At 70.5% G+C, this 18,883-nt stretch carries 17 protein-coding genes and 1 pseudogene; 11 read left to right on the top strand and 7 right to left on the bottom strand.

What is annotated here, in order from left to right:
* A pseudogene (locus tag J4H91_RS14570) lies at positions 1-118 on the top strand (IS481 family transposase); the annotation flags it as partial.
* A gap of 10 nt (positions 119-128) precedes the next feature.
* Here the strand turns inward: J4H91_RS14570 and J4H91_RS14565 are convergent.
* Entirely contained in the window at positions 129-554 is a 426-nt protein-coding gene (locus J4H91_RS14565; RefSeq protein WP_208046980.1) for a DUF6941 family protein, read from the bottom strand.
* Positions 555-668: 114 nt separating this feature from the next.
* Between J4H91_RS14565 and J4H91_RS14560 the strand changes: the two genes are divergently transcribed.
* From J4H91_RS14560 to argH, 3 genes are all read left to right on the top strand, one after another.
* Entirely contained in the window at positions 669-2,156 is a 1,488-nt protein-coding gene (locus J4H91_RS14560) for a phytoene desaturase family protein (RefSeq protein ID WP_208046979.1), read from the top strand.
* A 170-nt stretch (positions 2,157-2,326) separates the two neighbouring features.
* Complete coding sequence (argF, locus tag J4H91_RS14555; RefSeq protein WP_208046978.1) at positions 2,327-3,250, top strand: ornithine carbamoyltransferase; 924 nt, start codon at positions 2,327-2,329, stop codon at positions 3,248-3,250.
* Between the two features lie 161 nt (positions 3,251-3,411).
* Entirely contained in the window at positions 3,412-4,857 is a 1,446-nt protein-coding gene (gene argH / locus J4H91_RS14550) for an argininosuccinate lyase (protein ID WP_208046977.1), read from the top strand.
* A 103-nt stretch (positions 4,858-4,960) separates the two neighbouring features.
* Here the strand turns inward: argH and J4H91_RS14545 are convergent, their stop codons facing one another.
* The gene (locus tag J4H91_RS14545) at positions 4,961-6,091 is read right to left on the bottom strand and encodes a sensor histidine kinase (RefSeq protein ID WP_208046976.1); all 1,131 of its coding nucleotides are present in this window, start codon (positions 6,089-6,091) and stop codon (positions 4,961-4,963) included.
* Positions 6,088-6,738: a response regulator transcription factor gene (locus J4H91_RS14540; protein WP_208046975.1), complete on the bottom strand. Its 651-nt coding sequence runs from the start codon at positions 6,736-6,738 to the stop codon at positions 6,088-6,090. The genes J4H91_RS14545 and J4H91_RS14540 overlap by 4 nt, the downstream gene beginning before the upstream one ends.
* A 239-nt stretch (positions 6,739-6,977) precedes the next feature.
* On the opposite strand from J4H91_RS14540, the gene tyrS reads away from it, so the two are divergent.
* Positions 6,978-8,300: a tyrosine--tRNA ligase gene (gene tyrS, locus J4H91_RS14535; protein WP_208046974.1), complete on the top strand. Its 1,323-nt coding sequence runs from the start codon at positions 6,978-6,980 to the stop codon at positions 8,298-8,300.
* Positions 8,301-8,316: 16 nt separating this feature from the next.
* Positions 8,317-9,114 carry a nitrilase-related carbon-nitrogen hydrolase gene (locus tag J4H91_RS14530; RefSeq protein WP_208046973.1) on the top strand — a complete coding sequence of 266 codons (798 nt, stop codon included), beginning with the start codon at positions 8,317-8,319 and terminating at the stop codon, positions 9,112-9,114.
* Here J4H91_RS14530 and J4H91_RS14525 read toward each other — a convergent pair.
* Positions 9,044-10,018 (bottom strand): Lrp/AsnC family transcriptional regulator, encoded by a 975-nt coding sequence (locus tag J4H91_RS14525; protein WP_208046972.1) that lies wholly within the window; start codon positions 10,016-10,018, stop codon positions 9,044-9,046. The genes J4H91_RS14530 and J4H91_RS14525 overlap by 71 nt on opposite strands.
* Positions 10,019-10,235: 217 nt before the next feature.
* On the opposite strand from J4H91_RS14525, the gene J4H91_RS14520 reads away from it, so the two are divergent.
* Genes J4H91_RS14520 through J4H91_RS14510 form a run of 3 tightly spaced genes read left to right on the top strand, consistent with a single transcriptional unit; the run spans position 10,236 to position 12,993 of the window.
* Entirely contained in the window at positions 10,236-10,406 is a 171-nt protein-coding gene (locus J4H91_RS14520; protein ID WP_208046971.1) for a hypothetical protein, read from the top strand.
* Positions 10,403-11,881, top strand: coding sequence for a purine-cytosine permease family protein (locus tag J4H91_RS14515; RefSeq protein ID WP_341783565.1), 1,479 nt, complete (start codon positions 10,403-10,405; stop codon positions 11,879-11,881). Before J4H91_RS14520 ends, J4H91_RS14515 begins: the two co-directional genes overlap by 4 nt.
* On the top strand, positions 11,878-12,993 hold the full coding sequence (locus J4H91_RS14510) for an alcohol dehydrogenase catalytic domain-containing protein (protein ID WP_208046969.1): 1,116 nt from the start codon (positions 11,878-11,880) through the stop codon (positions 12,991-12,993). Before J4H91_RS14515 ends, J4H91_RS14510 begins: the two co-directional genes overlap by 4 nt.
* 9 nt (positions 12,994-13,002) lie before the next feature.
* On the opposite strand, the gene J4H91_RS14505 is transcribed toward J4H91_RS14510, so the two are convergent.
* Complete coding sequence (locus tag J4H91_RS14505; protein WP_208046968.1) at positions 13,003-13,584, bottom strand: helix-turn-helix domain-containing protein; 582 nt, start codon at positions 13,582-13,584, stop codon at positions 13,003-13,005.
* A gap of 151 nt (positions 13,585-13,735) precedes the next feature.
* On the opposite strand from J4H91_RS14505, the gene speB reads away from it, so the two are divergent.
* Entirely contained in the window at positions 13,736-14,683 is a 948-nt protein-coding gene (gene speB, locus J4H91_RS14500; protein ID WP_208046967.1) for an agmatinase, read from the top strand.
* 19 nt (positions 14,684-14,702) lie between these two features.
* Here the strand turns inward: speB and J4H91_RS14495 are convergent, their stop codons facing one another.
* Complete coding sequence (locus tag J4H91_RS14495) at positions 14,703-15,629, bottom strand: Lrp/AsnC family transcriptional regulator (protein ID WP_208046966.1); 927 nt, start codon at positions 15,627-15,629, stop codon at positions 14,703-14,705.
* Between the two features lie 200 nt (positions 15,630-15,829).
* On the opposite strand from J4H91_RS14495, the gene J4H91_RS14490 reads away from it, so the two are divergent.
* Positions 15,830-17,500: an amidohydrolase family protein gene (locus J4H91_RS14490; protein ID WP_208046965.1), complete on the top strand. Its 1,671-nt coding sequence runs from the start codon at positions 15,830-15,832 to the stop codon at positions 17,498-17,500.
* Between the two features lie 70 nt (positions 17,501-17,570).
* Here the strand turns inward: J4H91_RS14490 and J4H91_RS14485 are convergent, their stop codons facing one another.
* A complete protein-coding gene (locus tag J4H91_RS14485; protein WP_208046964.1) occupies positions 17,571-18,773 on the bottom strand; it encodes a benzoate/H(+) symporter BenE family transporter in 1,203 nt (400 codons plus the stop codon).
* Between the last annotated feature and the right edge of the window lie 110 nt (positions 18,774-18,883).

Genomic DNA, 18,883 nt, shown 5'->3' with positions numbered 1-18,883 from the left:
CACGAACACGGAACGCACGAGGGCGCTTGCACCCTGGCTCGAGTTCTACAACACTGGACGCTGCCACTCAGCCCTGAGAGGCTTCCCACCGATCAGCCGACTGGAACCAACGTCCTGACCGGGTACAGCTACTCCGTGTCGTCGAGTGAAGGCAGGGCCGTGGAGTTCGCGTAGAAGCGCACGTCGACGCGCTCGAGACCCGTGCCCTCGAAGATGATGCGGTAGCTGCCGGGCTCGGGGATCTGGGCTTCGGCCAGCGGGAAGATCATCGGGATGTAGCCGAAGCTGTCGTTACCGCCGCCGAGGCTGAAGTTGCCCTCGAGGTTGAAGAGCGACGGCCCGCCGATGGCCGGCTCGCACCGGGCGCGGAAGCTGCGCTCGGGGTCGCCTCGCCTCGCCTCGTTCTCGTCGTACTCGACGACCACGACGAGCGTCGCGCCGAGGGGCGCGGGGAACTGCTCCCGGTTGATCGTGTTGATGAAGCCCGATAGCACGCCGAGTGTGCCTTCGCGCAGGTTTGCCGCATCGGCGAGGAATGCTGCCGCAACGCGCATCTTCGGTCTCCCATCGGGTCGGGTGCTCCTACTCTGGCACGGATCCCTCCGAACGGCATGCGCGCCCTCAGTCGGCGGCTCGCCGCGGCGGCGGCTCCCCGGTAGCCTGGAGGCATGACCCATTCGGATCGCGCCGCGATCGTGGGCGCCGGGCCTAACGGCCTCGCGGCCGCGGTGACACTCGCCCGGGCGGGCGTTCCCGTCACCGTCTTCGAGGCGGCAGAGACGATCGGCGGCGGCACGCGCACAACCGAGCTCGTGCGTCCCGGCGTGCTCCACGACGTCTGCTCGGCCATCCACCCGATGGCGCTCGCGACCGGCTTCTTCAGAGCGTTCGAACTCGAGCGGCGCATGGAGTTCGCGATCCCCGAGGTCTCCTTCGCCAACCCGCTCGACGGCGCAGCCGGCTCCCCGCTCCGCAGCGGGGGCAGGGATCGCGCCGCCATCGCCTACCGCAGCCTCGACCGCACGGCGGCCGAGCTGGGCCTCGACGGCGCCGCCTACGCCCGCTTCTACAGGCCGCTGCTGCGCCGCCTCGAGGGAGTTGTCGATTTCGCGCTCGGCGGCAGCATGGTGCGGGTGCCGCGCGACCCGATCGCCGCGGTGCTCACAGGGCTGCGCACCTTCGAGCAGGGCACGCCGCTCTGGAACCTCCGCTTTCGCGAGGAGGCCGCGCCCGCGCTGATCTCCGGCGTTGCCGCCCACAGCATCGGGCGCATGCCGAATCTCGCGACCGCCGCCGTCGGCACCGTGCTCGGTGCGCTCGCCCACACCGTCGGCTGGCCCGTGCCGATCGGCGGTTCGCGCGCCATCACCGACGCGCTCGCCGCCGATCTCCTCGCGCACGGCGGACGCATCGAGACCTCGCACCCGATCGACGACCTCGCCGAACTCGACGGCTACCGGGTGAAGCTCCTCGACACCTCGGCGAGGGGCCTGCTGCGCATCGCCGGGGAAGCCCTGCCGGCACGCTACCGGCGCGCGCTCGCGCGCTTCCGCTTCGGCGACGCCGCCACGAAGGTCGACTTCGTGCTCGACGGACCCATCCCGTGGCGCGACCCGCGGGTGTCCGATGCGCCGACCGTGCACCTCGGCGGCTCGCGCCGCGAGGGTGCGGCCGCCGAGCAGGAGGTCGCGCGCGGGCGCCACCCCGAGCGCCCCTACGTGCTGCTCGCTCAGACGGCCGGGCTCGATCCCTCGCGGAATCCTGAGGGCGTAAACGCGATCTGGAGCTACACCCACGTGCCGAGCGGCTCGAACGTCGACATGTCGGGGCCGGTGATCGATCAGATCGAGCGCTTCGCCCCCGGCTTCCGCGACCGCATCGTCGACGTGCGCGTCACGACCGCTGCACAGCTCGCCGACTACAACCGCAACTACGCCGGAGGCGATTTCAGTGCGGGCGCCGTGACGATGCGGCAGCTGCTCGCCCGCCCGATCGTCTCGGCCGAACCCTGGCGCACGCCGGTGCCGGGCCTCTACCTGTGCTCCTCGTCGGCATCGCCGGGGCCGGGCGTGCACGGGCTCTCGGGGTGGTACGCCGCGCGCGCCGCGCTGCGCCGCGAATACGGGCTGCCCGCGCCGGAGCTCGGGCTGGGCTGAGGCCGAGGGATCCCTCCCCGGGCCCGCACCCTCCTGCCACCCGCCGTAGATATGTGATCTGCGGAAGATATGGCGCTTTCGGCCATTTTCGGCATATCTACCGCAGATTGCCTATCTTGCGCCTCGTCTGGGTGCCCGCTCGGCGGTCGAGGGATCGCTACACTGGGCGCGTGACCAGACACTTCCTGCGCGATGACGATCTGAGCCCCGCCGAGCAGCGGGAGGTGCTGCGGCTCGCAGCCGAATTGAAGCGCGAGCCGTTCTCGCGGCGTCCCCTCGAGGGCCCGCGGTCGGCTGCCGTGTTCTTCGACAAGACCTCTACCCGAACCCGCTTCAGCTTCGCCGCGGGCGTCGCAGAGCTCGGCGGCAACCCGATCATCGTGAACCCGGGGGAGGCCCAGCTCGGCGTCAAGGAGTCGATCTCCGACACCGCGCGGGTGCTCTCGCGCATGGTGTCGCTCATCGTGTGGCGCACCTTCGCGCACTCCGGGCTCGAGGAGATGGCCGCGCACGCGACCGTGCCCGTGATCAACTCGCTCAGCGACGACTTCCACCCCTGCCAGATCCTCGCCGACCTGCAGACGATCGCCGAGCGCAAGGGCGAGCTCGCGGGCCTGACGGCCACCTACGTGGGCGACGCAGCCAACAACATGGGCCACTCCTACCTGCTCGGCTTCGCGACGGCGGGCATGCACATCCGTGTCGCGGGCCCCGAGGGGTACCACCCGCGCCCCGACATTGTCGAAGACGCCGTGCGCATCGCTGGCGAGACCGGCGGCTCGGTCAGCCTGTTCACGGACCCCGCCGAGGCGGTGGCCGACGCCGACGCCGTCATCACCGACACCTGGGTGTCGATGGGGCAGGAGGGCGAGAAGGCCGACCGTATCGCCATCTTCAACCCCTACCGGGTGACCCCCGAACTCATGGCGCACGCGAAGGACGACGCGATCTTCCTGCACTGCCTGCCCGCCTATCGCGAGTACGAGGTCGCGCCCGAGGTGATCGACGGCCCGCAGAGCGTCGTCTGGGACGAGGCGGAGAACCGCACGCACGCGCAGAAGGCGCTGATGGCGTGGCTGCTGGATCGCGCCTGATCGACTCCCGCGGCGGGCGGAGCACTCGGCCGTTCGCTAGGCGGGGACCCCTCGCCTGTCGCTCCTCCGTCGCGCCATGCGGCCCCGATGCGCTCTCTTTCCCGAGTGCTCCGCCCGCCGCTCGTGTCACGTCCATATGGCTCCGGCGGTAGGCTGGACGGGTGACTGAGGCTACCGAGAACACGCACGACGAGACCGGCAACCGCGCAGCCGAGGCAGGCGCGCTCTGGGGCGGGCGATTCGCGAGCGGCCCCTCGCCGGCCCTCGCCGCGCTGAGCAAGTCGACGCAGTTCGACTGGGTGCTCGCGCAGTACGACATCCGCGGCTCCAAGGCGCACGCCTCGGCGCTCGCCGCAGCCGGTTACCTCAGCGCGCAGGAGCTCGAAGACATGCGCTCCGCCCTCGACGAGCTCGCCGCGCGCGTGGAAGACGGCCGCGCGCTTCCCGCCGAGGACGACGAGGACGTGCACTCCGCTCTCGAACGCCTGCTCATCGAGATCACGGGCGTGCAGCTCGGCGGCAAGCTCCGCGCGGGCCGCAGCCGCAACGACCAGATCGCCACGCTCGTGCGGCTTTACCTGCTCGATCACGCCGCGATCATCCGGGCCCACCTGCTCGACCTGCTCGACGCCATCGCCGAGCAGGCGGGCAAGCACCCCGACGCGATCCTGCCGGGCCGCACGCACCTGCAGCACGCCCAGCCCGTGCTGCTCGCTCACCAGCTCGCGGCCCACGCCTGGCCGATCGTGCGCGACCTCGAGCGCCTGCGCGACTGGTCGCGGCGCGCGAGCGCCTCGCCCTACGGCGGCGGTGCGCTCGCCGGATCGTCGCTCGGCCTCGACCCCCGCCTCGTCGCGGCGGAGCTCGGCCTCGGCGACCCGCTCGAGAATTCCATCGACGGCACTGCGGCCCGCGACGTCGTCGCGGAGTTCGCGTTCATCTGCGCCCAGATCGGCATCGACCTCTCGCGCCTCGCGGAGGAGATCATCATCTGGAACACCAAGGAGTTCGGCTTCGTGCGCCTGCACGACGGCTACTCGACGGGTTCCAGCATCATGCCGCAGAAGAAGAACCCCGACATCGCCGAGCTCGCGCGCGGCAAGTCGGGCCGCCTGATCGGCAACCTCACCGGGCTGCTCGCGACGCTTAAAGGCCTCCCACTCGCCTACAACCGCGACCTGCAGGAGGACAAGGAGCCCGTCTTCGACTCCGTGAACCAGCTCGAGGTGCTGCTGCCCGCCTTCACCGGCATGGTCGCCACGATGACCTTCGACACGGAGCGCATGGCCGAGCTCGCGCCGCAGGGCTTCTCGCTCGCGACCGACGTCGCGGAGTGGCTGGTGAAGCAGGGCGTCATCTTCCGCGACGCGCACGAGATCTCGGGCGAGCTGGTGCGCTACTGCGAGGAGCGCGGCATGGAGCTGCATGAACCGGGAGACGAGGAGCTCGCCTCGATCTCACCGCACCTCACCCTCGGTGTGCGCGAGGTGCTGACGGTCGAGGGATCCGTGAACTCCCGCGTGGGAGTCGGCGGCACCGCGCGCGTGCGCGTCGACGAGCAGCTGGCCCGCCTGGCCGAGCGCATCGCCGAGTTCCGCGCGGAGTAGCATCGGTCCCCGTGCCCGGACGCCCTGGGTGGGCAGTAGGCGTCTGCCCGGGATTCCGGACATCTACCGACGAGCCTCCCCGCGGGAGCGTACGCCTGGCGGGTCAGGGGAGAGGGATCCTGGCGGTGAGCACTCCTCCGCCCGGCGCGTTCGCGAGTTCGAGCGCACCGTCGAGGACGGCGAGCCGCGACCGCAGCCGCGCCAGCCCGCTGAGCCGGGGCGCCTCGACGGGCTCGACGCCGCGGTGACGTACCTCGATCATGTAGGCGTCGTCGCGCTGCGCGATCGTGAGGGCGAGTTCGGTCGCCTCTCCGTGGCGCAGCGCGTTCGAGACGCCCTCCTCGACCACGCGCACGAGCAGCAGTCGCGCGGTGCGGTCGAAGGGATCGGCAGACGGCGCGCCCGCGATGTCGAAGTCCACGGGGATCGAGCGCGGGATGCGGGCCACGAGCGCACGGCACGCCGGCACGATACCGTGATCCAGCGCCTCGGGGTAGAGCGCGATGCTGAGCTCGCGCAGCTCGTGCTCGCGCAGCCCGTCGAGCTCGTCGCGCACCCCGTTCAGTCGTTCGCGCAGCTCGGCGGCGCCTCGCTCGTCGAGATCGGCCTCGATGGTGTCGGCGGCCTCGCCGAGGCGCGCTCCGATGAGCAGGAAGCGATTCTGCATCGTGCCGTGCAACGCGTCGGCCACCTCGCGGCGCACGCGCAACTCCTCCTGCTGCAGCTGATCGAGCGCCTCGACGGCACGCACCGCGGAAGTCCGGCGCTCGCGTTCTGCCTCCCTCGCCCTGCGGGTCAGGGAGACGAGCGCCATGCCGAGCCCCAGCACCAGCAGACCGATCGGGAGGGCGACGATCGCGTCCTTCACCGCCTCGATCTGTTCGGGGTGAACCCCGAACAGCAGCTGCAGCAGAGCGCGTGCGGCACTCGCGAGCAGGACCGCTGCGATGCCGAGCAGGATGGTTTCCGACGGCGTCCGGTCGGTGAGCCTCCACCACACGGCGCAGCCGCCGATGATGAGCGCGGCGGCGAGCCCGATCGAGAAGCGCAGTGCGGCCTCGAGCACGGGATGGAGCGCGTGGCCGGCGTAGGAGATGTGGGCGACTTCGATCACGAGCATCGACTGCGCCGCGGCGCCGAACGAGAAGAAGCCTCCGGTCACCACGATGCCGAACAGCAGCAATCGGCGATCGGCGATGCGGTCGGAGCGGGTATCGCCGTATGCGCTCGTCACACGCTCTCCTCGAGCAGGATCCGCACGGCCGCGACGCGCGGATTGAGCTGCTCGCGGTCGATGTCGAGCTGCGCGTAGATCGCGTTCACGTGGTTGCTGACCGAGTTGAGGGCGATTCCCAGTTGCGTCGCGATGGCCTGATTGGTGAGCCCTTCGGCGAGCAGATCGAGCACCTGCCGCTGCCGTTCGCTGAGCGACGCGAGCCGGCTGCCGGCCCTGGCGCCCTTGCCCGCGATGACGGACGGATCGACGACGCAGCGGCCGGCCGCGGTCGCCCGCAGCGCGCGGACGAGGGTGGAAGCGGAGGTCGAGGAGCGCTTCGAGAGGTAGCTCCAGCGCGCCCGCTCGCTCTCGTCGAGTTCGAGCAGGACGCGGGATCGATCGATCGCGGAGAGCAGTACGATCCCGAGCTCGGGGTTGGTGCGCTGCAGCTCACGGCCGACATCGAGCCCGGAGCCGTCGGGCAGTTCGACATCGAGCAGCACGACGTCGAGCTCGCGGGCGTTCCACCCTGTGAGCGCCTGCGCGCAGTCGGCTGCGGGTGAGACGCGGAGCCCCGGCACGGAGCCGAGCAGATGCTGCAGCATCTCCCGGAAGAGCGGTTGATCCTCGAGCAGCCCGATACGGAGCGGCGCAGGCTGCGGCATTCGAACTCCCCTCGCTCGTGCCCACCAGCCTATCCCGCGCCGCACGGTGCACCTGTCGCAGGGGCGTCCGTCATTCGGATGAGCGCCGTCGTTCGGACGGAACGGGGCGATTCGCTCCGAAATACGTTCCTGGTCCGAACGACGTGAGGCAGGCGGGGCGCAGCTCGCGCGCGGGCAGGGTGCGGGTAGCGCGCTGACGGGGCACGGGCGGCGCCCGCAGCGCCCCTGCGCGCGGTACGATGGCTGGCGTGTCTGCAGTGAACGAACGCGCCGAGATCCTGGCCGCCCAGCGCAACGACGACAGCTTCGAAACCCTCTGGGACGAGCTGGAGTGGCGCGGGCTGATCCACGTCTCGACCGACCAGGGTGCCCTGTCCGAGCTGCTCGAGGGCGAGCCGTTCACCTATTACTGCGGCTTCGACCCCACGGCGCCCAGCCTGCACCTCGGCAACCTCGTGCAGCTGCTGCTGCTGCGCCGCCTGCAGCTCAAGGGCCACAAGCCCCTCGGCCTCGTGGGCGGCTCGACGGGCCTCATCGGCGACCCGCGCCCCACGGCCGAGCGCACGCTCAACAGCCGCGACACCGTGGCCGAGTGGGTGACGCGCCTGCAGGGTCAGGTGAGCCGCTTCCTCTCGAGCGAGGGCGACAACGCGGTGCGGCTCGTCAACAACCTCGACTGGACGGCGCCGCTGAGCGCGATCGACTTCCTGCGCGAGATCGGCAAGCACTTCCGCGTGGGAACGATGCTGAAGAAGGACGCGGTCGCGGCCCGCCTGAACTCCGAGGAGGGCATCAGCTACACCGAGTTCAGCTACCAGATCCTGCAGGGCTACGACTTCCTGGAGCTCTACCGGCAGTACGGCTGCCTGCTGCAGTCGGGCGGCAGCGATCAGTGGGGCAACCTCACGAGCGGCACCGACCTCATCCGCAAGGTGGAGGGCAGGTCGGCCCACGCGATCGGCACCCCGCTCATCACGAACGCCGACGGAACGAAGTTCGGCAAGAGCGAGGGCAACGCGATCTGGCTCGACCCCGAGATGTGCTCGCCCTACACCTTCTACCAGTTCTGGCTGAATCAGGCCGACGCCGACGTGATCGCGCGGCTCAAGGTGTTCACATTCCTGAGCCGCGCCGAGATCGAGGACTACGAGCGCCAGGTGGCCGAGGAGCCCTTCAAGCGCGCGGCGCAGAAGCGGCTCGCGCTCGAGGTGACGACCCTCGTGCACGGTTCCGCGGCGGCGCAGGGCGCGATCGACGCCTCCGAGGCGCTGTTCGGCCGCGGCGACCTCGCCGCGCTCGACGAGGTCTCGCTGCGAGGCGCCATCGGCGAGCTGCCCCGGGCTGCGGGGGGCGAGGGATCCCTCGTCACCCAGCTCATGGTCGACGCAGGCCTCGTGAAGAGTCTCGGAGAGGGCCGCCGTGCGATCGCTCAGGGCGGCGTCTACGTCAACAACGTCGCGGTCGAGGCCGAGGACCGGGTGCTCGGCGCCTCCGACCTGCTGCACGGCCGCTACGCCGTGCTGCGCCGGGGCAAGAAGACGCTCGCCGGCGTCACCGCGTAGAAGGCGAGGGATCCGCATGCGCATCGCACTGCTGCAGGGGGAGGCGGTTCCGCTCGATCTCGAGCGCAACCTTTCCACGATCCGGGACGCCGCCGCGCGCGCTCGGGAGGCCGGCGCGGAGCTGCTGCTCGCCCCCGAGCTGTTCATCAGCGGCTACGCCCCGCGCGAGCTCGCCGGATGGTTGACCGCGGAGCGCGTGGCAGGGATCCCCGCAGCTCTCGCGCGCATCGCGAAGGAGGCGGGCATCGCCGTCGCCTCGGGCTTCCCCGCGGCCAGGGCCGACGGCAGCTTCGCCATCGCGGCTGGGCTGTGGGACGCGGACGGCGTCGAGGTGCTGCGCTACGAGAAGGTGCACCTGTGGGGCTCCGACGAGCCGCTCGCCTTCACTGCCTCGAGCGACCGCCCGGGGGTCGCGGAGTGGAACGGCCGCCGCGTCGGTTTCCAGATCTGCTACGACATCGAGTTCCCGGAGCCCATTCGATCCCTCGCCGAGCGCGGAGCCGACCTCGTGCTCGTCCCGACCGCCATCGACGGCGTCTCGGATTACATCCCCGAGGTGCTCGTGCGCGCTCGCGCCGCCGAGAACTCCCTGGTCGTCGCCTATGCCGACCACGCGGTCGGGGGCGACGGGAATCCCTCTCCCGACACCTTCGCGGGGCTGAGCGTGGTGGCCGGCCGCGACGGCGCGGTGCACGCCGCGGCGGGGCGCGGCAGCGAGCTGCTGCTCGCGGATATCCCCGACGTCATACCGGTGGAGACGGGGGCGGACTACCTGCGCGATCGCCGACCCGAGGTCTACTCCGGCTGGCGCTGATCCGGTCGCCCTCGCCGTACTGCTCCTTGACGATGCGCAGGTTCGCCCACGTGTCGATTCCAGATATCTCGGGGTGCCGCCTGAGGCGGTCGGCCAGATCGAGCAGCTCCTCCGTGCTGTCGGCCGACAGGGTGGCGATGAGATCGTAGCGGCCCACGGTGATCGCGAGGAACTCGGGTTCGAGCGCCCGCACGTGCGCGACGGCGTCTTCGAGGCGGCCGGCCGCGTTGACGCCCACCCCGAGGGAGGGGATCTCGGAGCGGTTGCCGCGCACCGGGATGCCGACGACCTTGACCGCGCCGTGGCGCGTGAGTCTTTCGAGTCGCAGTCGCGCTCCGCTGGGGGAGACGCCCGCCGCCTCGCCGAGCTCGCGGAAGGTGGCCCGCCCGTCCTGCTGCAGATGCTGCACGATGACGCGGTCGATCTCGTCGACGGCGAACTCCGTGCGTCCGGTGCGCAGCGGCGAGTAGAGGTTGATGTCGATGCTCTCGTAGAGGTGCATGCGCACGTCGCGCACGCCGGGGAGGCGGCGGATCGCGTCCACCGTCTCGCGGAGATGCGGGTCGGCTGCCACTCTGATCTCGGCGTCGATCGCGTAGGGGCCGCTGATGTCGGCGACGAAAGTGGTCTCGGGCATCGCGACGAGGGCTTCCCTGATCGGCCTGATCGGCCCGTCCACGAGCAGCTGGAGGTAGGCGAAGCGCTCGAGGCCCAGCAGGTCGGGGCTGATGGAGACGGTGATCTGGAGCTCGCGGCGTTCGATGGCCTGCGCGACGAAGCGCGTGACCTGCCGTCGCGTGGTGCCGAGCTGCGCTGCGATCCGGGAGTAGCTCTCCCTGCCGTTGTACCGCAGTGCGCGGAGCACGCGCAGGCGCAGCTCCTCGGAATCCTCGTCGTGCTCCATGCCACCGCCTCGGAAATCGCTCGGGATCGTTCTGGCAATTATGCACGAACGAAGGGACCGATGAGGGGTCGGAGTATCGAATCGTCCGAGATCGGTGCATCTGCGCACCAGTGACCGCATCGGGGTGCGATATTGCATTCCTCGGGGCGCGCCTCTGACCTAAGCTGGCCCGAGCAGCCCGCGGTCGCGGAACGGATGCACGAGGAGGTCTGTCCACATGAACCAGCAGTCACCGCTCGAGGAGGAACTCGAACGACGTCTCTCCGAGCTCGAGACCGTCGAGGTCTCCGACCCGGCGCACGCGATGCTGAGCGGCGGCGCGATCACCGCGTTCATCGCGGTCGTCGTGGGCGTCGTCGCGGCCGCATGGATCGGGGCGTCGCTGTGAGCGCGCGGGCCGCGGGGGCGCCTGAGAGCGTCGAGCAGGAGGTCGCCGCAGAGGCCACCTACGGATCCCTCCCCCTGCTCAAGAGCGAGCGCACCTGGGGTGCCGGAGACTTCAGCTGGGTGACCATCAGCCTCGCGATCGCCACCTGGGCCTTCCTCACGGGCGGTGCCACCGTGCTGCTCGTCGGGTTCGTCGACGGCGTCGCGACCATGCTCATCGGCAACAGCCTCGGTCTCGGCATCATGGTGCTCGGCAGCGTCGTGCTGAGCCAGCGCCTCGGGGTCGAGCAGTACCGCGCGCTGAAGTCGGTGTTCGGCATCGTGGGCGTCGGCATCGTCGTCTTCACGGTCGTGCTGCTCACCGAGATGGGGTGGACCTCGCTGCTCGGCGTGCTGTTCGGTCGGGCCTTCACCGAGATCTCGAATCAGGCCTTCGACGCGGGCTTCGCGCCGTACGGGCCGATCGTGACCGTCTTCGCCCTGCTCGCGATCGTCGCGGGCTGGGTGGTGCTGTCGCGCGGCCCCGTCACGATCAGCAGGCTCAATCGCTTCGTCGCCCCGGGCCTCATCGTGATCGTCGTGCTCATGATGGTCATGCTCATGTCGCAGCATTCCTGGTCCGACCTGCTGGAGGCGCCCGCGATGGCGCCGTTCGAGAACGAGCAGCTCAACTTCATGATGGCCGTGGAGTTCAATCTCGGCGCCGGGCTCTCGTGGTGGCCGGTCATGGGCACCCTCGCCCGCCTCACCCGCACCCCGAAGGCTGCGATGTGGCCCGCGTACGGCGGCATCTTCCTCGGCACCGTCGTCGCCCAGATAGTCGGCATGGCGGCCGCGCTGATGATCGGCGAGGCCGATCCGACCGCGTGGATGGTGCCCCTCGGCGGCCCGATCCTCGGCATTCTCACGCTCCTCTTCGTGGGCTTCGCCAACGTCACCAGCATGGCCTCGATCGCCTACTCGACGGTGCTCGCGCTGAAGCAGTCGAGCGGCCGTGCCATGGCGCGCGTGCGCTGGCCGCTGCTCTGCGCCGGCTTCCTGGCGCTGCCCGCCGTGCTCGCCTTCTTCCCGGCGTTTATGTACGAGAAGTTCATGACCTTCGTCGTGATCTCGGGGGCGTTCATCGCCGCGCTCTGCGGCGTCATCATCGCCGACTACTTCGTGCTGCGCCGCCAGCGGGTCTCGCTCAGGGCGCTGTACGCGAGCGGGAGCGAGGACCCGATGCGGTTCACGGGCGGTGTGAACGTTGCGGCGCTGCTCTCGGTCGCGGTCGCCTCCGCCTTCTACCTGTGGGTCTACAACCCCATCACGCTCGAGACGCAGCCGTTCTTCCAGTACGCCACGGCCAGCCTGCCGACCGTCGCCATCGCGATCGTCGCGCACCTCGTGCTCAGCCACCTGCTCTACGTGCGGCGCGGTCGCGGCGCGTACGGGCTGCCCGATGCGTTCGCGGCCGCGAGGAGGGATCGAGCATGACCGGGACCATCGATGTGAGCGCCGCCGTCTTCCGCGGTGACGCGGAGGGACGCCTGAGCGTCGAGCGCATGCGCCTCGACCCTCCGTCGCACGGCGAGGTGCGCGTGCGCGTGCGCGCCGCGGGCGTGTGCGGCTCCGACCGGCACGTGCTCGAGGGGGAGTGGCAGGTGCCGCTTCCCGCGATCATGGGTCACGAGGCCGCGGGCGTCGTCGAAGCGGTCGGCGCGGGGGTGCAGAGCCTCGGCGTAGGCGATCACGTCATCATCGCGTGGCACCAGGCCTGCCAGCGCTGCGGCGAGTGCGCCGCCGGAAAGCCGTGGGCGTGCCTCCTCGCGAAGTCCAACGACTCGCTGCTGCCCGACGGCACCACCCGGTGGAGCGACGCCCAGGGTGCGGCGGGATACCCGTACCTCGCGGTCGGCGCGATGAGCGAGGCGATCGTCGTGCCCGAGTTCGCGGCCATCAGGATCGACGAGCGCGTACCCTTCGAGGTCGCGAGCCTGATCGGCTGCTCGGTCGGCACCGGATACGGTGCCGTCGTGAACAACGCCCGGGTCGAGGCCAGCGAGTCGGCCGTGGTCGTGGGATCGGGCGGCGTCGGCCTCTCGATCATCTCCGCTCTCCGGTTGGCGGGCGCCACGCCGATCGTCGCGGTCGACGTCTCGGAGGAGAAGCTGCGTGAGGCGCTCGCAGCAGGAGCCACCCACGGCGTGCTGGGAGGGGAGGACCTCGCTTCGCGCGTCGCGGATCTCACCGACGGCGGCGCCGATGTCGCGTTCGAGGCGATCGGCCGCGTCCAGACCATGGCGCAGCTGCCGTCGCTGATCAGGCCGGGCGGGCGTGCCGTGTTCGTCGGGCTGCCGCCCGAGGGGCAGAAGGTCGAGATCGACGGTCTGCTGCTCGCCTACGAGGGAAAGACGATCATCGGCTCGAACTACGGGGGCCTCGTGCCGGCCCGAGACTTCCCCCGCATCGCGCGGGCCTACCTGTCGGGCGCGTTGCCGCTCGACGGGCTCATCAGCGCCAGAGTGGGACTCGACGAGGTCAATGAGGCGTTCGACGCGATGCGCCGGGGCGAGCGCACGCGCAGCGTGATCGTCTTCCCGGAGTAGGGGACCCGCCTACGCCGATCCGCTCCACGCCGCGGGCGAGAGCACCCAGAAGATCTCCGCGCCCTCCCGGCCGGCCCGCCAGCTGTGCGGTGTGCGGCCGGGGAAGGTGAGCGTGTCTCCCGCGGTGAGCGGCACCTGCCGGTCCGAGAAGATGATCTGCAGCTCACCCGAGACCACGTGCACCGACTCGACGCTGCAGTTCACCGTGTAGAGCGCATCGCCGCCGGACGCGTCGGCGGCGAGCGACGAGCGGAGCAGCTGCACCCGGTCTTCGGAGCGCGGCGTCACGAGCCGCTCGTCGGCACCCGTTCCGCCCATGTTGATGCGCGGTGCATCGGCGAGGGGGATGAGCTGCATCTCCGGCTCCTCGAAGAGGCTGCCGACCGGCAGCGAGAGCGCCTGGCACACCTGTACGAGCGTCGGCACGCTCGGCATCGTCTCGTCGCGCTCCACGCGCGAGATGAAGCCCTTGGTGAGCCCGGAGGCCTGGGCGAGCTGTTCGAGGGTGAGCCCCTGAGCGAGGCGAGAGGCCCGCAGCCGGGCCCCGATCCGCACGGGCACCCCGCCCGCGGTGGGGTGGATCGGTCGCATCGCACGGCCCCTCTCCGCGCCCGGCTCCGGGCACCCGAACTTCTTGCTGCGGATCGTTGACCTCCGCCTGAGAACCAGCCTATAGTGTCTGTAAGTTCACCGTAAGAACTCATTTGTTTTCTATTATGCAACAACTCAGGATGGACGGATCGTGACTTCTCACACTCCCCAGGGCCCGGTCGACGCGAGCCTCACCCCGCGTTACGCCGGCATCGCCACCTTCGCCAAGCTGCCGCGCATCGAAGACGTGCCCAGCGCCGACATCGCAGTCGTCGGCGTGCCCTTCGACTCCGGCGTCAGCTTCCGCCCCGGCGCTCGTTTCGGCCCGACCCACGTGCGCGAGGCCTCCCGTCTGCTGCGCCCCTACAACCCGGCGCAGGACGCATCGCCCTTCGCGCTGCAGCAGGTCGTCGACGCGGGCGACATCGTCGCGAACCCCTTCAACCTCACCGAGGCCGTCGACCAGGTCGAGGCCGCGGCCACCGAACTGGGCGAGAAGGTCGACAAGATCGTGACCATCGGCGGCGACCACACGATCGCCCTGCCGCTGCTGCGCGCCATCAACAAGAAGCACGGGCCGGTCGCGGTGCTGCACTTCGATGCTCACCTCGACACCTGGGACACCTACTTCGGCGCGCCCACGACGCACGGCACCCCCTTCCGCCGCGCATCGGAGGAGGGCCTCATCGACATGACCGCGTCGATGCACGGCGGCACCCGGGGTCCGCTCTACGGTAAGCAGGATCTGGCCGACGACGTCGAGCTCGGTTTCCAGATCGTCACGAGCGAGTTCATCGAGGAGCACGGCGTCCCGGCCGCCCTCGAGCGCATCCGTGAGCGCGTCGCCGACAAGCCGCTCTACATCTCGATCGACATCGACGTGCTCGACCCCTCGCACGCGCCGGGCACGGGCACGCCCGAGGCCGGCGGCCTCACCAGTCGCGAGATGCTGCGCCTGCTGCGCGGCCTCGCCGACCTCAACATCGTCGGCGCGGACGTCGTCGAGGTCTCGCCCGCGTACGACCACGCGCAGATCACCGCGGTCGCCGCGAGCCACGTCGTGTACGAGCTCATCACCGCGATGGCCAAGCGCGCCTGACACGCGCCGCGCGCGCCGCTCAGTCGCGGCGCGCGCGCAGGCGCTCCAGGTTCCAGTCGTAGCGCTCCAGCCAGACCGAGGCGTGCACCCAGGTCTCGGCAGCGGCGACCCCCGGGTGCGCCCGCAGATCCCTGACGATGCCCGTGTACTCGGCGAGGGATCGTGCGGCCACCGTGGCGATCAGCGGGTGTCTGCCGATGGTGCGCGCGAGGAACTCGACACCGGGGATGTCGAGAACCGCCTGCTCCACCTCACCGGCGGGGGCCGCGTCCGCGCCCTCGGCGAGCGCGATGCCGACGCCGAACAGCACGGCGCCCGTGCTGCGCTGCCGCTGTCGCACCCCGCCGACCTGCATGACGCGCGAGTCGAGCAGCCGCAGCACGCGAGCCCGGCACGCGGACGCCGAGCGGCCCGTGCGACGGGCGAGCTCGCCGAAGGTGAGGCGCCCGTCGCTCTGCAGTTCGGCCATGAGCGCGATGTCGAGGTCGTCGAGTTCGAGCTCGCCGGGGTCGGGTTCCTCGCCGAGGAACATCGTGCGCACCACGCGGTCGTAGATGGAGAGCTGCACCTCGACCACTCCGGGGATCGCGCGCACCCGCTCCATGGCGCGGGCCAGTGCGTCGTGCGAGGGCACCCACAGCTCGACGACGGCCTGCCACGGTCCCGTGATCTCCGACACGTAGACGGCGCTGTCGAGCGCGACGAGGCGTTCGAACACCGGATCGGTGGGTCCGGCCAGGCGCAGCGCCAGGTGCGCCTGCACCGGGAAGCCCAGCAGACGCGGGTGCACGGCGGCGATCACGCGCAGTTCCTCGGTCTCCAGCAGCTCGTGCACCCGCTGCGCGACAACGGAGCGATGCACGCCGAGGATGCGCGCGATCTCAGAGAACTGGGCGCGGCCGTCGCGCTGCAGGGCCCGGATCAGGTCTTCGTCGAAGGCGTTCATGGGGGCAGTGTCGCAGATTCCCGCCCCCGGTGTCGACATAATCTCTGCACAGAATCGATATTGCAGCCTGTTCGCGCGTCAGTTGCCGGGATCCCTCGCCATATCAGCGGCATCGGTGATGATCGCCGCTCGAATGACTATCGCGGAGCCCGCGGCGGGGTTATTCTCTGAATCGAACCACCGACGAATGGAGAACCCACGTGCGCAAGCTCGCATTCACCCAGGCCGCTCCGATCTCAGCGCCGAAGATCGTCACCGCCTCGAACATCTACGCCCTCGACGCCGAGGGGAGCACGCCCGAGGCCTTCCTGGTGATCGACGACCGCATCCGCCATGTCGGCACGATCGACTCGTGCCGCGGCGCGGCCGCCGAGGTGAGCGCCCTGAGCCCCGAGCTCGTCGACCTCGGCGACACGACCGTGGTGCCCGGCTTCATCGACGCCCACGCCCACCCCCTCATGCTCGGCCAGATGATGAGCTGGGTCGACTGCGGTCCCGAGAAGGCCCGCAACATCCCCGAGATCGTGGAGCTGCTGCGCGCCGCCGCCGAAACCATCCCGGCCGGCCGGCCGATCCGCGGCTACGGCTACGAGCAGCGCAACCTCGAGGAGCGCCGCCACCCCACCCGCTTCGAGCTCGACCAGGTCGCCACGGACCGCGAGGTCTACCTCATGAACGCCTCGGGCCACGGCGGCGTGGTGAACTCGTACACCTTCGAGCTGCACAGCGTCACGAAGGACACCCCGAACCCGCAGGGCGGCGAGTTCTTCCGCGACGAGAACGGAGAGCTCACCGGCGAGCTCTCCGATGCCGCGTGCAACGTGCTCACCGGCCTCGACGGCGTGAAGATCGGGCACCACGGCCCGAACTTCCACCTCGGAGACGAGCCCGACGAGCTGAAGCGCCAGCTGGCCGCGGCCCAGGAGAACTTCCTCGCGGGCGGAGTCACCACGATCGGCGACGCCCAGGTGAGCCGCCGCGAGTTCGACATGTACCTGCGCCTCGCCGAGACCGACGAGCTCAAGCTGCGCATCAGCATGTACCTGCTTTCGCACCTGCTCGACGACGCGATCGAGATGGGCCTGCACGGGCAGTTCGGCAACGAGCACCTGAGCTTCGCCGGCATCAAGTTCTACTCCGACGGAACGCTGGGCGGGTGGACGGCGTACTTCCCCGACGGCTACGTCGGCGACCCCTGCCGCACGGGCCAGCTCTACCACGACCCGGCCGACTACGCGGAGCTCATCCGCAAGGCGCACCGCGTCGGTCTGCAGACCGCCACCCACTCGCAGTCGCCGACCGCGCTCGAGATGGTCATCAGTGCGATCGAGGCGGCGCTCGAGGACCGCCCCGACACCGACGCGCGTCACCGTATCGAGCACTGCGGACTCCCCACGCTCGAGCAGATCGACCGCATGGCGAAGACCGGCATCATGCCCGTCAACCAGCCTCAGCACCACTTCAACTGGGGCGAGGGCGTCGAGCAGGCCATCGGCACGCCGGGCGAGCGCTTCAACCCGCTCGGCGACTTCGAGCGTGCAGGCGTGCCCGTGACCATCTCCTCGGACGCGCCCGTCGCCGATCCGCGCCCGATGGAAGCGCTGCAGGCGGCCGTCTCGCGCATCACGCGCCGCGGTACGCAGCTCGGCTCCGACGACCTCGCCGTCTCGCTCGACACGGCGCTCCGCGCGCACACCATCACGGCGGCGCGCGCCCTGGGCCGCGAGGACGAGCTCGGCAGCCTCGAGGTCGGCAAGCGCGCCGACTTCGCGGTGCTCGAGCGCGACCCCCACACCACCCCGGTGCCCGAGCTCTCGACCGTGCGGGTCGCGGAGACCTGGGTCGGCGGAGAGCGGGTCTACTCCCGCTGATCCGCCCCGATGTCGCTCGGAGCCCCCGTCGCAATCCGCGGCGGGGGCTCCGTCGTGCGGCGAGGGATCCCTACGCCGCCCCGCGATCCCTGTCGGATCGTCTCGGCCGTACCAGCAGGTAGACCGCGGCGCCCGCGACGAGCCCCCAGAACGCGCTGCCCGCGCTGAGCAGCACGACGCCCGACATCGTGACCGCGAGTGTGACGAGCGAGGCGATGCCCGTGGGCACATCGGTCTGCATCGCGCCGCGCAGCGCAGCGAGCGTGGAGCCGAGCAGCGCGACGGCGGCGAGGGTGGTCACGGCCGCCGACGGAATGGCCTGGAACACCGCGGTCAGCATGCCGCCGAAGGATCCGATGATCAGGTAGGCGACGCCGGCCGAGATGCCGGCGACGTAGCGTCGCCGGCGGTCGGGGTGCGACTCCGAGCTCGTTGCGATCGCCGCGGTGATGGCCGCGAGGTTGATCGCGTGGTTGCCGAACGGTGCGAGCAGGGCCGACAGGGTCGAGATCGACCCGACGAGCAGACGGTCGTTGGGGTGGTACCCCTCGAAGCGCAGCACCGCGAGGCCGGGCGCGTTCTGCGAGGCCATGGTCACGACGAAGAGCGGGAGCGCGATCGTGAGCAGGGATCCGGGATTGAACTCCGGCATCGTGAAGACCGGCACGGTGAAGACCGAGTCGATGCGCAGCCCTGAGAAGCTGCCGTTCGCGAACGCCAGGGCGATGCCGACGAAGAGGGCGGCGAGCACCGCGTAGCGGTCGAAGAAGCGCTTGCCGACGAAGAAGGTGATCGCGACAGCCCCGGCGAGCAGGGGAGCGGCCTCGAAGGAGAGCGCCGCGTTCACGATGAACGGCAGCAGCACGCCCGCGAGCAGCGCCTGCAGCAGCGGCTCGGGCACGCGGTCCATCACCCAGCCGAACCAGCCTGTGAACCCGGCGATCGCCGCCGCGACCGACGCGACGATGAATGCGCCGACCGCCTCGCCGAAGCTGAAGCCGCCGAGGGATGCGATGAGCAGCGCGGCGCCCGGGGTGGACCAGGCCACGATGATCGGCGTGCGCGTCACCAGCGTCAGCACCAGGCCGCTCAGGCCGCTGCCGATCGAGATCGCCCACACCCAGGACGCGGTGCGCGCCTCGTCGAGCCCCGCCGCGCGGGCGGCCTCGAGCACGACGACGAGCGAGCTGGAGTAGCCGACGAGCGTCACCACGAGACCCGCGACCAAGGCCGAGGCGGAGCTGTCGCGGAGCAGAGAACGAGAACTGGTCACCGGTCGAGTGTATTGGGGCGAGGGATCGTGGGGCGGCGCATGGCGTGGGCAGTGTTCGGACCCGGTCGCCGGGACGGGCCGGTAGAGGGGTGGGGGGGGGGGGGGGGGGG

The organism is Leucobacter ruminantium (genome assembly GCF_017565705.1).
In the GTDB taxonomy this organism is placed as follows: domain Bacteria; phylum Actinomycetota; class Actinomycetes; order Actinomycetales; family Microbacteriaceae; genus Leucobacter; species Leucobacter ruminantium.
The sequence above is the reverse complement of the archived record's forward strand: the minus strand, read 5'-3'. Positions and strand labels throughout refer to the sequence as shown.

Coding starts and splice junctions, on each gene's coding strand:
- J4H91_RS14565 (WP_208046980.1), bottom strand. CDS start 554: ATGCGCGTTGCGGCAGCATTCCTCGCCGATGCGGCAAACCTGCGCGAA.
- J4H91_RS14560 (WP_208046979.1), top strand. CDS start 669: ATGACCCATTCGGATCGCGCCGCGATCGTGGGCGCCGGGCCTAACGGC.
- J4H91_RS14540 (WP_208046975.1), bottom strand. CDS start 6,738: ATGCCGCAGCCTGCGCCGCTCCGTATCGGGCTGCTCGAGGATCAACCG.
- tyrS (WP_208046974.1), top strand. CDS start 6,978: ATGGCTGGCGTGTCTGCAGTGAACGAACGCGCCGAGATCCTGGCCGCC.
- J4H91_RS14530 (WP_208046973.1), top strand. CDS start 8,317: ATGCGCATCGCACTGCTGCAGGGGGAGGCGGTTCCGCTCGATCTCGAG.
- J4H91_RS14525 (WP_208046972.1), bottom strand. CDS start 10,018: ATGGAGCACGACGAGGATTCCGAGGAGCTGCGCCTGCGCGTGCTCCGC.
- J4H91_RS14520 (WP_208046971.1), top strand. CDS start 10,236: ATGAACCAGCAGTCACCGCTCGAGGAGGAACTCGAACGACGTCTCTCC.
- J4H91_RS14510 (WP_208046969.1), top strand. CDS start 11,878: ATGACCGGGACCATCGATGTGAGCGCCGCCGTCTTCCGCGGTGACGCG.
- J4H91_RS14505 (WP_208046968.1), bottom strand. CDS start 13,584: ATGCGACCGATCCACCCCACCGCGGGCGGGGTGCCCGTGCGGATCGGG.
- J4H91_RS14495 (WP_208046966.1), bottom strand. CDS start 15,629: ATGAACGCCTTCGACGAAGACCTGATCCGGGCCCTGCAGCGCGACGGC.